General features: G+C 53.2%; 8 protein-coding genes. 5 read left to right on the top strand and 3 right to left on the bottom strand.

The window, feature by feature from the left end; all coding sequences use genetic code 11:
• The first annotated feature begins 175 nt into the window (after positions 1 to 175).
• Positions 176 to 1,318, top strand: coding sequence for a molecular chaperone DnaJ (dnaJ, locus tag K3T82_RS08195; RefSeq protein WP_220192992.1), 1,143 nt, complete (start codon positions 176 to 178; stop codon positions 1,316 to 1,318).
• Positions 1,319 to 1,381: 63 nt separating this feature from the next.
• Here dnaJ and K3T82_RS08190 read toward each other — a convergent pair whose 3' ends face one another.
• The 3 genes from K3T82_RS08190 to K3T82_RS08180 form a co-directional block, all read right to left on the bottom strand.
• On the bottom strand, positions 1,382 to 2,407 hold the full coding sequence (locus K3T82_RS08190) for an endonuclease/exonuclease/phosphatase family protein (protein WP_220192991.1): 1,026 nt from the start codon (positions 2,405 to 2,407) through the stop codon (positions 1,382 to 1,384).
• Positions 2,408 to 2,806: 399 nt separating this feature from the next.
• Positions 2,807 to 4,177, bottom strand: coding sequence for a glycine--tRNA ligase (locus K3T82_RS08185; RefSeq protein WP_220192990.1), 1,371 nt, complete (start codon positions 4,175 to 4,177; stop codon positions 2,807 to 2,809).
• A gap of 338 nt (positions 4,178 to 4,515) precedes the next feature.
• On the bottom strand, positions 4,516 to 4,656 hold the full coding sequence (locus K3T82_RS08180; protein WP_220192989.1) for a hypothetical protein: 141 nt from the start codon (positions 4,654 to 4,656) through the stop codon (positions 4,516 to 4,518).
• A gap of 329 nt (positions 4,657 to 4,985) precedes the next feature.
• Between K3T82_RS08180 and K3T82_RS08175 the strand changes: the two genes are divergently transcribed.
• From K3T82_RS08175 to K3T82_RS08160, 4 genes are all read left to right on the top strand, one after another.
• Positions 4,986 to 5,714, top strand: a complete 729-nt coding sequence (locus K3T82_RS08175; RefSeq protein WP_220192988.1) for a threonine ammonia-lyase — start codon at positions 4,986 to 4,988, stop codon at positions 5,712 to 5,714.
• 431 nt (positions 5,715 to 6,145) lie between these two features.
• Positions 6,146 to 8,839 (top strand): DEAD/DEAH box helicase, encoded by a 2,694-nt coding sequence (locus tag K3T82_RS08170; protein WP_220192987.1) that lies wholly within the window; start codon positions 6,146 to 6,148, stop codon positions 8,837 to 8,839.
• Positions 8,840 to 9,363: 524 nt separating this feature from the next.
• Positions 9,364 to 11,841 carry a serine/threonine protein kinase gene (locus tag K3T82_RS08165; RefSeq protein WP_220192986.1) on the top strand — a complete coding sequence of 826 codons (2,478 nt, stop codon included), beginning with the start codon at positions 9,364 to 9,366 and terminating at the stop codon, positions 11,839 to 11,841.
• A 157-nt stretch (positions 11,842 to 11,998) separates the two neighbouring features.
• Positions 11,999 to 14,677, top strand: coding sequence for a serine/threonine-protein kinase (locus K3T82_RS08160; RefSeq protein ID WP_220192985.1), 2,679 nt, complete (start codon positions 11,999 to 12,001; stop codon positions 14,675 to 14,677).
• The last annotated feature ends 182 nt before the right edge of the window (positions 14,678 to 14,859 follow it).

Raw genomic sequence — 14,859 nt, 5'->3', positions numbered from 1 at the left:
TTTTCGCATAGGCACAGCCATTTTCAGGTACTACAGCCATTGCGTATCTTTTGTCTATGGTGTAAGCTTGTTAATTGATGCATTACTTTATCACTGCCTTCTCTTCAACTGTTTGGATGTTATCCAGTTGCGCGCTCAAGAACGCGCCCTGTTTCTGACGGTAAAGGACCAGTAGATGGCCGCAAATAAACGAGATTATTATGAAGTATTAGGGGTGTCTCGCAACGCTACGGAAGACGAGATCAAGAAGTCCTTCCGCCGCCTTGCCAAACAGTATCACCCCGACGCGAATAAAGAGCAGGGAGCGGAAGCCCGTTTTATTGAGGTCAATGAAGCTTATGAGGTCTTGAGCGACGCGCAGAAGCGTGCCGCTTATGATCGCTATGGACATGCCGGTGTCGGTGCGGGTGCCGCTGGCGCGGGCTTCGGTAACGGTTTCGAGGGCTTTAGCAGTATCAACGATCTCTTCGAGACCTTCTTCGCAGGTAGCACTGGCTCGACTCGCCGCTCTGGTACCCAGCGTGGCGCGGATATTCGCTATGAGTTGACCATTACCTTTGAAGAAGCGGTTTTCGGATGCCAGAAGGAAATCGAGATACCTCGCTGGGAGACCTGTGGTAGTTGTCATGGCTCCGGTGCTCAGCCCGGAACCTCAACCTCCCGCTGCTCCTCCTGCCAGGGAACTGGTGAGATTCGCCGAGTTCAGCAATCTATCTTCGGCCAGTTCGTGAATGTGATGATGTGCGAGCGCTGCCGGGGCGAAGGCCGCGTTATTACGACCCCCTGTGAGAAGTGTCGGGGTCAGGGACGCGTGCGCAATAATCGCCGCGTTGTCGTCAATATCCCTGCTGGCGTCGACGATGGTATCAATGTGCGCGTCACTGGCGAGGGTGAGGTGAGCTCGCGTGGCGGAACGCCAGGCAACCTGTATGTCGTGCTCACCGTCAAAACACACCCCTTCTTCAAGCGCCAGGGCAACGATGTGCTCTTCGAACTGCCTATTAGCTTCTCGCAAGCCGCGCTTGGCGACGAGGTTGAAGTTCCTACTGTGGATGGCAAAACGACGATGCTCAAGATCCCTGCGGGCACACAGAGTAATCGCTCCTTCCGCCTCAAAGGTATGGGTGTTCCGGTGGTCCATAGTAGCGCTCGTGGCGATCAACATGTGATTGTTAAGGTGGTCACGCCAACCAATCTAACGCCAGAACAGAAGTCCTTGCTCGAAGAGTTTGCTCGCCTCGAACGCGAACAGAGCGAGCAAAACGATAAGAACATCTTCCGCAACCTCTTTGAGAAAACCAAGGATGTCTTTCAGTAAGGCGTACCTGATCATAAATGCCAAGAAGAGCCTTTCGTAGTGAAAGGCTCTTCTTTTTTGCCCTTAACTCTGGCTGGTTACCGCGTTTGTCTCACGCTGCTTGCGTGTGCCTGTTATCTCATTCGCGAAGGTTGCGGTCATTGCCAGGTGATCGCTGGCCTGGCTTGCCGGAATGCCATTGCCCATTACGAGGGGAAGGCAGCGCTCCAGGCGCTTGGCTAACCCCGGTTCAGAGAATATATAATCGATTCGCCCTGCCGGAGCCGCCGCTGGACAGGTAAAGCCGGGATCAGTTGGCGCCCACTTGCGGAAGCAGTCGACATAGCCTGCTTCTTGTACCAGCCTGACGCTTCCTCTGGGAGCATAGAGCGAAGCCGCCAGGTCGAATAGGTTACAGAGGATCTGACTTCTTGGAATTGCTCTGAGAAGAGGATTTAAGAAGCGCAAGGGAGGCGGTACCACGTTGTTGAGCGATGGAATACCGTCACTGACCCATTTATCATCTCCACTGGCCAGGCGTGCCTGATCCTGTTGCGCGATAATACGGATCAGCTCACTTGCTCGTAAGGCTTCGCCTGGGGCTAGCGAGTTGAAGTCGCCCATGAGCAGGTGCGGTTTTCCCTCAGCCCGTAGGGGGGCGAGGATGTGTAGAATTTCGCGCACTTCGCGCATGCGTAATCCGTTTCCACCTCGACCTTTGGAGAAGGCGGCCCACAGGTGGGTAACAAAGACTGTTAGCCGCTCACCATTCTTCTCTTTGACTATGACTTCGAGCAGGGGTTTATTCAAGATGCCCGGCCTGGGATGAATGCGTGTCTCTAATACAGGCAGTCGTGTCAGGAGCGCTAACTGATAATCGCCCGCGTGAGTGGCGTCCCCACCCATAATTAATTGCATTCCCATCTCCGCCGCAATCTCGTCGATAACGCGGGATTTCTCATGAATATGAGGATGTGTCGCTTCAACGAGACCTACAATGTCGGGGTCAACTGAACGCAAAATACTGCAAATCTGCTGTGTGCGTTTGCTATTCCGCTCACGTACGTTATATCCTCCTGCCAGGATGTTAAATGAAACCACACATGTCATAGTATATCTATCCTTTTTGTCTATATGGGTGATTTTCAAGTTATGGACTTCTCAGCACTAAAGCGCTTCGCGATAGTAGAGGGATGCTGTCTAGCTTGCCGACCGCCAGCCAGCATCCCTCTACTATCGCGAGCTACAGCAGGGCTCAGAGGGCTTGAGCCTTCTATGCAGGCGCAGAGCTTTAGCCTGTATGGTGCTCTGTCTTTTACTCCTTATCCGGGAACCTGAGCGCGAAGCGCTAGCCGCGACCAGCGGCGCCGTGCCCTCGCATGAGGGTTGGTTTTCGTATAAGACCTTATTGCTAATTATAGGAACGAAGTAAGCTCGACAAAAGATACGCCCCTGAGAGGTATAGCATACACCTCTCAGGGGCATCTTACTCCTATTTGCAAAGCGTCCCTATTTCCAGGTGACGCGGTCTAGCAGGTACATAGGGAGTTCAGCGATAGGCAGGCGAATCTGCTCCATGCTATCACGTTCGCGGAGCGTGACGGTCTGATCCTCAACACTTTGGAAGTCAACAGTTACGCAGAATGGTGTTCCAATCTCATCCTGGCGGCGATAGCGGCGCCCGATATTGGCGACATCATCGTACTGGCAGACCATAAAGCGCTGCAAGGTCTTATGAATATCCTTGGCTGTGTTGACCAGTTCTTCCTTGTTCTTCTGCAAGGGGAGCACCGCGCACTTGATGGGGGCTAGCCAGGGATGCAGGTGCAGGACTGTGCGGTCATTGCCCTTGCCCATTGGGTCTGGCTGCTCTTCATAGGCATCTAGCAATAGATTGAGGAAGGTACGGTCCACGCCACCTGATGTCTCGACGATCCAGGGAATATAGCGCTCCTTGGTGTTGGGATCGGTGTAGCTCAAATCCTGACCGCTATACTGGCTATGTCGTGAGAGGTCCCAGTCTTGCCGCCAGTGAATGCCCTCCCATTCCTGCCAGCCGAGGATGGTGCGATACTCAATGTCATAGGCCTTCTTCGCGTAATGGGCCAGTTCGTCTTTACCATGTTCATGGAAGCGCAGCCGATCTTTGTGGTTGATAATGGTTTGGTACCAGTTGAAGCGGTATTCTTTCCAGTAATCGAACCACTTGTCCATCTCGCTAGGATGCACAAAGAATTGCAGATCCCACTGCTCAAACTCACGCTGGCGGAAGAGGAAGTTGCCCGGTGTGACCTCATTGCGATAAGCCTTACCAATCTGACAGATGCCGAAGGGGACCGCCACGCGTGAGGACTTGACTACGTTATCATAGTCAAGATAGATGTTCTGGCAGGCTTCACCGCGCAGGTAGGTTTTCATACGGTCGCCTTCAACCACGCCCAGGTATGTTTCCATGAGCAAGTTGAACTGACGCGGTTCTGTTAGTTCGCCACCGCAGACGGGACATTTGTTCTGCTCGACGTTCTCTGGTGGCAGGTGATCAATGCGGAAGCGGCGTTTGCACTTTTTGCAGTCTACCAGCTTATCCACAAAGTTCTCGACGTGTCCGCTTGCTTCCCAGACGCGTGGATGGGTAATGGTTGCGCCCTCAATGCCCACGACATTATCGTGCATCTGCACCATCGACCACCACCAGAAGCGGCGGATGTTGTTGCGCAGCTCGACGCCGAGAGGCCCAAAGTCATAGAAGCCCGCGATACCGCCATAGATCTCTGAGTTAGGATAGACAAAACCACGCCGCTTGGAGAGGGAGACGACCTTGTCTATGGGGACCAGGGGAGTGCCCTGAATTTCATCCAGCTTTTCTTCTGTTTGTGTCATGAGTGGTTATTCCTCCACAATAAAAAGCCCCAGGCGTCATAATCCGCCCAGGGACGAATGTGCCAGCGTAGGCCGGGGCCTCTACATCTTCTGGCGACATGCGCGGTTCCACCCTGCTTCTTCACTTCATTTGTGAAGCCACTCATTCTCTTAGGCCAGCTCCAAAGCGCCCTTCACCCGCCGTAGATTACCGACCTCGCACCCTCTGTCGGCTCGCTGGCACCTCGCGCAGGTTACTCTTCTTTCTCAACGCTGGCATCTATTCTTTTCGTTGCTCCTATAGTATACCTACCTCGCGTCCAGTAAGCAATCCCAACCCTACTTTTAACTCAGGCACATTACCTTCTCCTGCGGCTGCGCTGCTCCATTTTCTCCATCCAGATTGGAATGATAATAGAGATGGTAGTCAAAGCCGCAACTGCTCCGTATGCCAGGGCTAACGTTTTGCCTACTGGCCCCTTATTCTCTGGCTGTTTCATGCTATTCACCTTTTCTTCGCTGGAAGTAACATACGCTGTTTTAAAAATGACCCGAGGATGTTGAGCGCCGCTGTTCTCAGGTTATTTATTAAAGGAGCATATGCTTGCTCTGTTCCAGGCTAATAAAGTATAGCTTCTCTTGTTTTAATACGTATCATCACATGTTATTGTTGGTTATGGCATCTCTATTTGGCTTCGCCTACGCTTGACAGCCATGTTTTATGCCCATATACTCGTTTAGAGTAGGGAAAGAATGATATCTCACATTTTTCACGAATCTGGAGGATCTGTGGGCTTGTTCGCTATGAGAGAAAGGCTTGAAACCATCTATGTTGCAGATACCCGATTTCCAAGATGTGCTGGAGGCACGGAAGCGCATTCAACCTTACCTATCTCGTACGCCTCTATATTCGTATCCTGCCCTAAATGCTTTATTGGATACGGAAGTATATGTGAAGCATGAGAACTATCAGCCTGTAGGGGCGTTTAAGGTGCGCGGCGGTATCAACCTTGTCTCGCAATTGAGCGCCTCTGAGAAAAAACGTGGGGTGATCGCGGCCTCGACTGGCAATCATGGTCAATCGGTCGCGTATGCCGCCCGTCTCTTTGGGGTGCGTGCCCGTATTGTGGTTCCCGAGAATGCCAACCCTGGCAAAGTCGCGGCGATGCGTGGTATGGGGGCCGAGGTCATCTTTCATGGGGAGCGTTTCGATGAGGCCAGAGCACATTGTGAGGCGCTGGCACATGAGAACGGCTATCGCTATATCCACTCTGGCGATGAGCCGCACTTGATCGCAGGCGTGGCGACTGGAACGCTTGAGATATTTGAGGATGAGCCGGGACTCAATGTGCTCTTTGTGCCGATTGGTGGTGGTTCCGGGGCGGCGGGTGCCTGCATCGTCGCGGATGTTGTTAGCCCCCATGTGCGAGTCATAGGTGTGCAATCGGAAGCTTCGCCAGCCGCGTATGAGAGCTGGCAACAGCGTCGCCTGGTTAGCGCGCCCAATCGAACTTTCGCCGAGGGACTAGCGACAGGAGAGCCATTTTCCCTTCCCTAGCAGATCCTTTGGGAGCGCCTGGATGATTTTGTCCTGGTCTCCGATGCGGAAATTCGCCGGGCAATGGTACATATGATTGAGTGTGCTCATACGCTTGCTGAAGCTTCTGGCGCGGCTCCGCTTGCCGCAGCTTATCGCATGCGCTCTGAACTCTCTAACTTGAAAGTTGGGTTGGTTTGTTCTGGTGGTAACACTTCGCTTGAGCATTTGAAGTATGCGCTCTCGGAAGTTGATTGATTCCGAAAGTGTCTGGTGAAGAAAATGGGCATAGTATCCTTCTCCTAAAGAAGGATGCTATGCTCAGATTGTGTGTTCAATCGTCGTGCTTGTTTGAGCTATCGGTGCATGTTACAATGAACGCGACCAGGAGAAGAGATCTCAGGGTATAATGAGTAAGCAGAACGCTTACCAATTCTAAAGAAATACTGATAATGGAAGAATACGTGGAGACCGGACGCTTAAATCAGGCCGCAATTCAAGACTTTGCAGCTCGCTACCCCTTTCCTATTGATGATTTTCAGCTAGAGGCTATGGCTCACCTCGCTGATGGGCGCTCTGTCATGGTTGCCGCGCCGACTGGGACTGGAAAGACACTTGTGGCAGAGTTCGCAGTCTGGCAGGCTCAGAGGCGCGGGAAACGCGTCATCTATACGACTCCCCTAAAGGCGCTCTCCAATCAGAAGTATCGTGACCTGCGCGAATTGTATGGATACGACAACGTGGGTCTGGTGACAGGTGATATTGTTGAGCATAGTCGCGCCTCCATTGTGGTAATGACCACTGAGGTCTATCGCAATATGCTGCTTGAAGACGGCGGCGAGCGCTTTGCCAATGGTGAACGTCTCGATGCCAGCGAATTGCGCGATGTTGGCTTTGTGGTCTTCGATGAACTTCACTATTTGAGCGATATTGACCGAGGCCCCGTGTGGGAGGAGGCTATCATCTGCTCACCCAGTCATGTGCAACTGGTAGGCCTCTCCGCGACTGTAAGCAATGCCGAAGACCTGGCGAGTTGGATCAGTCGCGTGCATCGTCCGATCTCCCTGGTGTTCCATGATCAACGGGCAGTGCCGCTTGAACATTACTACTTCTACGATGGTAAAATTCATCTTGTGATGGATGCTGACGGCAAGCGTGTAGATCACTTTCCTCGCGTTGGTGGCGAAGCCAAGATCGCTCAGATGCTTGGTCGCCGCCGTGTCTATGTCTCCGATGATGAGGAGGATGATGACGTCGATGAGGAGACTGTGACTGAGGAGTATTGGGAGAAGCTAGAGAATCGCCGCAAGGGGCGAACACTCAATCGTGAGCAGCGCCGCCGGGCCGAGCGCCGTGGTAGTAAGTCGTCTACCTCGCGTGCACAACGCTCCGAAACGCCTCCCTCCGCGCGTGTAGCCCGCGCGAATGAGAATGAAGGCGCGCATGAAAACGGGACTACTGATGAACAGGAAGAGCGAGCCCCACGTCGTCGTCCTAAACAATATCAAGCGCCTGAGCCAGGTGAAACGCTGACCGCCTTGCGCGATGCCGATATGCTACCATGTCTCTACTTCCTGCCCGGTCGCCGCGTCGTAGAGGAGGCGGCGATGAGCGCCGCGCTGCATAATTTTACGAGCCCCGAAGAGGAAGCCTTTATCCGTGAGGAGGTGGGAATCTGGCTTGAGCGCCTTCCGCCTGAGGATCGCAATTTACAGCAGGTTCTGGGTCTGACAAGCCTGCTTCCGCGTGGTATTGCCTTTCACCATGCCGGACTCCTGCCCGGTTTGAAGGTGCTTGTAGAGACACTCTTTGCCCAGGGGCGCTTGCGGGCTGTCTTCTCGACCGATACCCTGGCTCTTGGTATCAACATGCCTGCGCGTACTGTGGTGGTCGGAAGCCTCAGCAAATTCGATGGTCAGGAAATGCGCTTGCTGACGCCCAATGAATATAGCCAGCTTACGGGGCGCGCTGGTCGACGTGGTATGGATACGCAAGGGGCGGCGGTGATTCCTTATTCGCCGTGGGAGCCCTTTGAGGATGCCTTTCAGCGTATCACGGGCGAGATGTTGCCCGTGACGAGTTCGTTTGTCATTCGCTATAATTCGGTGCTCAATCTCTGGCGACCGGGCGATGTCCAGCATTTACGTCGAATCTGCGCTTCTAGTCTACGTGAGTATCAGCGCTATCTGATCTGGGAGATCAATGAGTTCCAGCGCCTGGAGAAGCGATACCAGAAGGCGCGCAAATCCGGCAATAAGAAGAAGGGTGCTGCGTCTGACAGCGCTTTACAAGCCTTGGAGAAGCGCCGCCAGCGTATCGGCTCATATCCGCTCAGTCGCGCGGGAGCCGCCGAACTAGATGGCACGATCTTCGCCTTGCGCGCGCTTGGCTACATTGGGCAGAATGACGAGCTATCGCTCAGAGGTCGTCTGCTGCGTAACATCTTTCACCCCGCTGGCATTATGCTGGTCGAGATGATTATGCGCGGGCTCTTTGATGGTATGTCCGCCAATGAGGTTGCCGAGATCTGTAGCTGGTTTACGTATAGCAACGATAAGCGCTTGCACAATCGAGATGTGGTACATTCACGCCTCTCACGCGCTCGCCGCGACCTCTACCAGGTGCTGCAAAATGTGCATGGTATCGAGGAGCGAGCCGCGATCAACTACTCGCCAGGGATTATGCCTGAGTTCCACGGTTTGGCGCTCGCCTGGTCGCGAGGTATGTCGTTGAACGCGATTCTACGGCGTATTGATCTGGCTGAGGGCGATATTCTGATGTTGCTTAACCAGACTATAGACTTGATTCAACAGATGCAGGCTGCGATTGGGCAGGTGCTCGACTCCGCCGATATCTGGCAAAAGATTGTGCCTTTGATGACCGATGGTGTTCTTTCTGATGCCAAAGCGACATCTCATACTGTCTCTCAACTGACGCAATTGCAGCAGCAACGTGAGCGGCTGACCACCTTGCGCCCACTCTTCTCTCAGGCAGCATCTTTGCTTCTGCGCGGTATTATTATCCAGAGTCGTACGGTTCCTTCAATGAGCGTTCAGATTGAGGATAGTGTCCTGCCACTCGATGCTGAAGAGGATCGTGACGCCAGTGGTCTGGACGACTCGCAGACCTTTGCGGGTGAGATTTAATTCCCGCGAGAGTTCCGATTTGCTGCATCATATGCGAGGGAATGATTTGTCTTTCCCTCGCATATAGCCCTCTTTTCCCTATTCTCGACAATTAGCCCTCTTTGCTCGTTTATCCTTCTGGAAGGACAATCAGCTAGCAGCCTTGCGCTAAGCATGTGTGACTCGCTTGCGATGACACACCCTAGATTGAGTCTAAACATAACGACTCTGTTGTCTGTTGAGTGCTGTATTGAAACATTACTTTGGTCATGCCGACAGGGCTAGTAAGTTGTCAGAACCATGCAAGTTGAATACTATGTTCTTATGCGAAAACTGAAGCTACATATTGTGGCTAGCGCGAACTCCTTATACGAAAATCTGAGCGTTGACACGCTCGTCGCCTGAGTGGTGACGTTGATTCTCGTTGTAATACTACCGCGCTCAGGTTTTCGGATAAGGAGTATGTACAAAGGTACAAATATCTCTAAGGGTCGGCAAAGGCGCGCAGGCAATTTTAGAGTCAGGAAAAGGGGTTGAAATTTCGCATGAATGCAGAAGCTTTGATAGGAAGAGTTCTGGGGACCTGTACACTCCAGAAGCTCATTGGACAGGGAGGGATGGGGGCTGTTTATCTGGCTCAACAGTCGCGGCCCCGTCGCCAGGTTGCCGTCAAGGTGCTGATGCCGATGTCGCCATTGAATTCTAATCAGCTTGCGGCGTTCTTAGAGCGTTTTCGCCGTGAGACGGATGCTGCTGCCTCTCTTGATCACCCCAATATTGTACCTGTACATGAGTATGGCGAGCAGGATGGTCTCGCCTATCTTGTGATGCCATATGCCAGCGCTGGCACGCTTCGCGATGAGCTAGAGCGCATGGGTCCACTGCCCCTGGATAAAGCGACCTATTATCTTGAACAACTGGCAGCCGCTCTCGATCATGCTCATGAACATGGTGTTATTCACCGCGACATCAAACCCGCGAATATCTTGATGACGCCAGAGGAGCGTCTCCTGCTCACTGATTTTGGTCTGGTGAAGATTGTGGCTGAAGGCTATGCTCCTCAGGTGCGCCTCACTGGTGAGGGTGTCCCTGTTGGCACCCCCGATTATATGGCTCCTGAGCAGGTTATTGGTGGCGACGTGGATGAGCGTGCCGATCTCTATTCGCTGGGCATCATTCTCTTCCAGATGTTGACCGGGACTACCCCCTTTCAGGGGGAGACTCCCATGCAGATCGCGGCGCAGCAGTTGCAGGTGCCGCCGCCATCTCCTCAGGCATTACGCCCGGATTTACCCGTCGCTGGCGCACAGGTGTTGCTCAAGGCGCTTGCGAAGAAACCTATTGACCGCTATCCAACCGCCGTCGATTTCGCGATTTCGTTTCGTAATGCACTGCTAAGTTCGCATATCCAGCTCGGCCCTAGCCCGCTTATCAATGGCGTGACCTCTCATACGGGCCGTATCTTTATTCCCAAGGGGATGCTTGAGCCGTCGCGCCGCTCTGCTCGCCAGACGCAGGCCATACCAGTAGTTGCTACACAGCAGGAGAAAGCGGAGATCGCCGCGCGCGCGCAGTTTATGCCTGGGACATTGGGAACGCTACCATCGAAGAACCTTGGCGCGGCCCAGCCTCCAGCTGGAAAGGGATTGCTTTCACGCACTGCCAGAGCTGTGGCTCCGGCTGCCCCAAACAATTTCCCAGTTGAGCCCGCACCTGCTGCTGAAGCTGCTCGCCCTACCGGTCTTGGTGGGGGGCTGCTCTCGCGTACTGGGAAGTTTCCCCTGGTTGGTGCCAATCCCCAGGAAGAAACGCAAAGCCCAGCTATGATGGCAGCGCCTGCTGGTTCCGCGACACAGGAATATCAAGATTACAATACCCAGTTTGCTGCGTCCCAGTTGCCATCAACGCCCCGAGCCCCTCAGTCCGAGCAGTTGAACCCCGTCGTCTTACCAGAGAATCCCTTCGCGGGTAGCTCTTCCGAGTCAAAGCGTCGGACAGGTGCCCTGTCTCCAGTGGCCCCAGGGCAACAGAATACTGGCGCGTTGATGTCCTTGAGCCAGCAACAGGGAACTGGCGCATTAACACTTACCAATGGCAACAACGAGACGGTCAAGCTCACAGGACCCGTAAAAGTGGTGAAGGTGCCAGTAGCAGGGCAACCTGGTCGTTATGTGACTGGCATCTTGCCTGTCATTCCCGCCGATGAGAATGCTTCGAGGGATGAACACAGCCTTTCGCTTGGGATGAAGATCGTTTCTATCGCTGTGGCTACCGTGCTCATCCTGCTCGTAGGTGCCGGTATATTCTGGTATATGCATAGCCGTTCCAGCGATGGCACATCAAATACAACTTCAACAAGTACTTCTAGTCAGCAATCAGACACGAATACGCAGGGAACAGACAAGACCAATATCTTGCTTCAAGACCCATTGGACCACAATAGTCATGGCTGGCAGGAGTCGCCCGCTGATACTTATGCCTTCAAGGATGGAGCCTACCATATCACTAACCATGCCGATTCCAGTAGCATCTCTATCTTGCAGGTTTCGCCTTATGTTGGCCCTATCACGTACTCGCTCTCAGCCCGCCAGATCAAGGGCGATATGGAGTCTGAAGTCAATACCTTTGGCCTCATCTTCCGCTTCTCCCAGGTCCAGCAAGATAAGAAAACGGTTACGCATTTCTATACCTTCGAGGTCTTGAATAAGAAGGGTGGCTCTTATCGCTTCTGGAAATATGATGATAGCTCTGGTAATAAGGACAAGTTCTGGACGCAGATTGGTAAGAACGTCAATCTGGGGAATGAGTTTCATATTGGTCAGGACGCGAAGGCCATAAATAAGCTCACAGTGACTATGAATGGTAGCCAGTTCACATTCTGGGTCAACGGGAAGAAGGTCATGGAGGGTAAAGATAGCTCCTTTACCACTGGTTCTCTAGGTATGTTTGTGAACTTGAAGGACTCAGAGGTTGCCTTTAAGGACCTTCTGGTTACTCGTGGCGTCAATACACCAACACATTAGGCATAAGATACGGATGTTCTTGTAGTGCAAGGTCTTACCCGAAAACCTGAGCGTCGTAACGCTAGCCGCAACCAGCGGCGCCTCGCCCTCGTATGAGGGTTGGTTTTCGGATAACGAGTGAATACCATTTTCCGAAAGAGGCAGGTGTACGTCTGTGATGAACGCGGAAGATCTCATAGGTAAGGTGCTGGGTACCTGTACCTTGCAGCAACTTATCGGTCAGGGGGGGATGGGGGCTGTATTCCTGGCGCAACAATCCCGTCCGCGTCGCCAGGTTGCCGTCAAGGTGCTCTTTCCCGCCACAACGCTGAATGCTCGCCAGCGCGCCGCGTTCCTTGAGCGCTTCCGTCGCGAGACTGACACAGCCGCCTCTCTGACCCACCCTAATATCGTGCCTGTGCATGAATACGCGGAACAGGATGGCTTGGCCTATCTGGTGATGCCATACCTTAATGGGGGGAGCCTGCGCGATGTGCTTGAGCGTGAGGGACGCCTCCCTTTGGCTCAAGTCTGTAACTACCTGGAGCAGCTAGCCGCCGCTCTAGAGGTCGCTCATGAGCGCGGCGTCATTCATCGTGACATTAAACCCGCGAATGTTATGCTGACGCAGGAGGGACGACTGGTTCTGACTGATTTTGGTCTGGTCAAGATTCTCTCCGAGGAACAGTCGGCACAGGTTCGCTTAACGGGCGCGGGTGCGCCTCTTGGCACGCCCGATTATATGGCTCCTGAGCAGGTTATAGGTACCCCTGTTGATACTCGGGCCGATCTTTATTCCCTCGGCTGTGTACTTTATCACCTTGTCACTGGTAGCCCTCCCTTCAAGGGGGCATTGCCAATGCAGGTGGCTATGCAGCACTTAAACAACCCGCCGTCCTCACCTTGCTCTCTGCGACCGGATCTTCCGGCGTCCGCTGAGCAGGTGATACTGCGCACTCTGGCGAAACGACCCGAAGATCGCTATAGTCACGTCCAGGAGATTACGCGCGCTTTTCGTGCGGCTCTGGATGAGGCTGGCGTCTCCATCGGCGAAACGCTGAAGGTTGCTGTGCCCCAGGGTGATGCTTCTTTTACCAAACGGGGACTCTTTGATCCTATGTGGCAGAAAAATAACTCTTCACAGGGCGATAATGCGCCTGAACAGCTTCCCGAGCAATTTCCTTTTCCGGCTGAGTCCGCCTGGTCTGCGTATGCGGCATCTGGTGGCAATGCACAGATGCCTCAGCCGGACCAGAATGCTGCTCGTAATGATGTCGTCGCAAAGACCAGCATGACGTTGCCGTCTTTTACTGGCCTTCTCCCTCCAGAGATCCAGGCTACACCGGCTCAACCTACACCTGTGGCGCCCGGACTCCTGTCTGGTACGACCAATTTTGGTGATTCTTCGTTTGGCCTTCCAAACTCATTCTTTGCTCAGAATCAGCCACCACAAACGCCAGGTGTGGCATGGGGCCAGGAGCAATCGCCCGCTATGTCGCAGGAGGATTTCTCACAATCCGCTACCCCTTTCAATGGGACCAGCGATGCGGCACCCGCTCCATCAATAGCGTCCCGTTCTGGTGGGCTCTTGAGCCAATTTGCGACTTCATCTGATTCCCAAACCGCTAACGGTTCTTCGTTTAGTTCGTTTGCGCAGCCTCAACAGGAGCAACCTGGAGAGCCAGCCGCTCCATCGCCATCGCTTTTCTCCTATGCTCCCAAATCGAAGGGGTTGCTGAGCTTTAACGTGTCACAGCCTGAGCAAGCTGCCGATGTGCCGCAGTTAACATTTAATGCTGAGCAGCCGCTGTCTCAGGAGGCCGCTAACCCTGAAGTAGATCAGAATCCCGCGATTGGCACTGAATGGCAGCAGCCAGCGCAAAGCTCAACAGGCTCTCTCTCTGATCCAAACGGGCAGTATGCCAATCAGGGAAAGACTGGCTTGCTAGCGCCCATTGGGGCGGTGAGCACGCCAGGGGCCTCGGGGACCACTAGTATGCTGCGCTTGATGCAGCCTGCCAGGGTCTTTAAGATTCCTGTCGCCGGCAAGCCTGGTCAGTATGTGACTGGTATGTTGCCTCAACTTCCCGCGAATATGCAGGCAGAATTACAGGATGAAGAGGAGAATCTGCGCCAGAAGAAGGTGCGTAACCGCCTGAAAATGGCGATCCTGATTGTCGCGGCGGCGATGATTGTCTTCGGTGGTAGTCTCTTCTGGCTAGTCAGCTCGCGGAACGCGCCACAGACCACCAATGATGATACAATCTCTCCGTCAGTGCTGGCGACCTCGACCGCGCGAGCCAAGGCGACTGCGGCGGTTGAAGATAATATCCTCCTTGAGGATTCACTCAGCGCCAACATTCATGACTGGCCCGTTAGCAATGGTCGCTCTTTCAAGGATGGTGCTTATCACATCATCAATCTAGCTGACGACCATCCCAACACTGCGCTGCTAGGAAACTTTACCTTACCCGATTCCTTTGTCTATACTGTGACCATGAATGTGCTCAAGGATGACGATGGTGCCGAAAACAAAGCCTATAACGAATATGGCATTATTTTTCGCTACCAAAAGATCGATAAGAGTAAACAAGGTTTCTATCTCTTCGACATCCGTAATTCAAATGATAGTCGCAAGTACCAACTCTGGAAGTACGATGAGCGCAGAGGGGTGGCGAGAAAGCCTGGAAGACTATCTGGGAGAAGGATATCAAGGGCGAGTATAAAAACAAGCATAACCAGAAAAATACCATTAAGATCGTCGCTGAGAAAAGCAAGTACACATTCTATATCAACAACAAAAAGATTGGCGATGGAAGCGATAACACTTTCAGCGGAGGTCAAACAGGCATGCTAGTCTATCAGAAGGATGCCGAAGTCGCTTTCTCGAATCTTTTACTGACCCGCAAATAGAGAATCAGGTGAGAGTGAAATAACCTATTCTCATACGGGAGCGGAAGCATTTCCGCTCCCATCGTTTCATCCCTTGTTATGAAAAGCATTTGCCAACGCCGCCTGTGCGGCTTGAGGCTGACTTGC

The organism is Ktedonospora formicarum (genome assembly GCF_016587355.1).
Taxonomy (GTDB): domain Bacteria; phylum Chloroflexota; class Ktedonobacteria; order Ktedonobacterales; family Ktedonobacteraceae; genus Ktedonobacter; species Ktedonobacter formicarum.
This window is presented reverse-complemented; position numbering and strand designations above follow the sequence as displayed.

Coding starts and splice junctions, on each gene's coding strand:
- dnaJ (WP_220192992.1), top strand. CDS start 176: ATGGCCGCAAATAAACGAGATTATTATGAAGTATTAGGGGTGTCTCGC.
- K3T82_RS08190 (WP_220192991.1), bottom strand. CDS start 2,407: ATGACATGTGTGGTTTCATTTAACATCCTGGCAGGAGGATATAACGTA.
- K3T82_RS08185 (WP_220192990.1), bottom strand. CDS start 4,177: ATGACACAAACAGAAGAAAAGCTGGATGAAATTCAGGGCACTCCCCTG.
- K3T82_RS08180 (WP_220192989.1), bottom strand. CDS start 4,656: ATGAAACAGCCAGAGAATAAGGGGCCAGTAGGCAAAACGTTAGCCCTG.
- K3T82_RS08175 (WP_220192988.1), top strand. CDS start 4,986: ATGTTGCAGATACCCGATTTCCAAGATGTGCTGGAGGCACGGAAGCGC.
- K3T82_RS08170 (WP_220192987.1), top strand. CDS start 6,146: ATGGAAGAATACGTGGAGACCGGACGCTTAAATCAGGCCGCAATTCAA.
- K3T82_RS08165 (WP_220192986.1), top strand. CDS start 9,364: ATGAATGCAGAAGCTTTGATAGGAAGAGTTCTGGGGACCTGTACACTC.
- K3T82_RS08160 (WP_220192985.1), top strand. CDS start 11,999: ATGAACGCGGAAGATCTCATAGGTAAGGTGCTGGGTACCTGTACCTTG.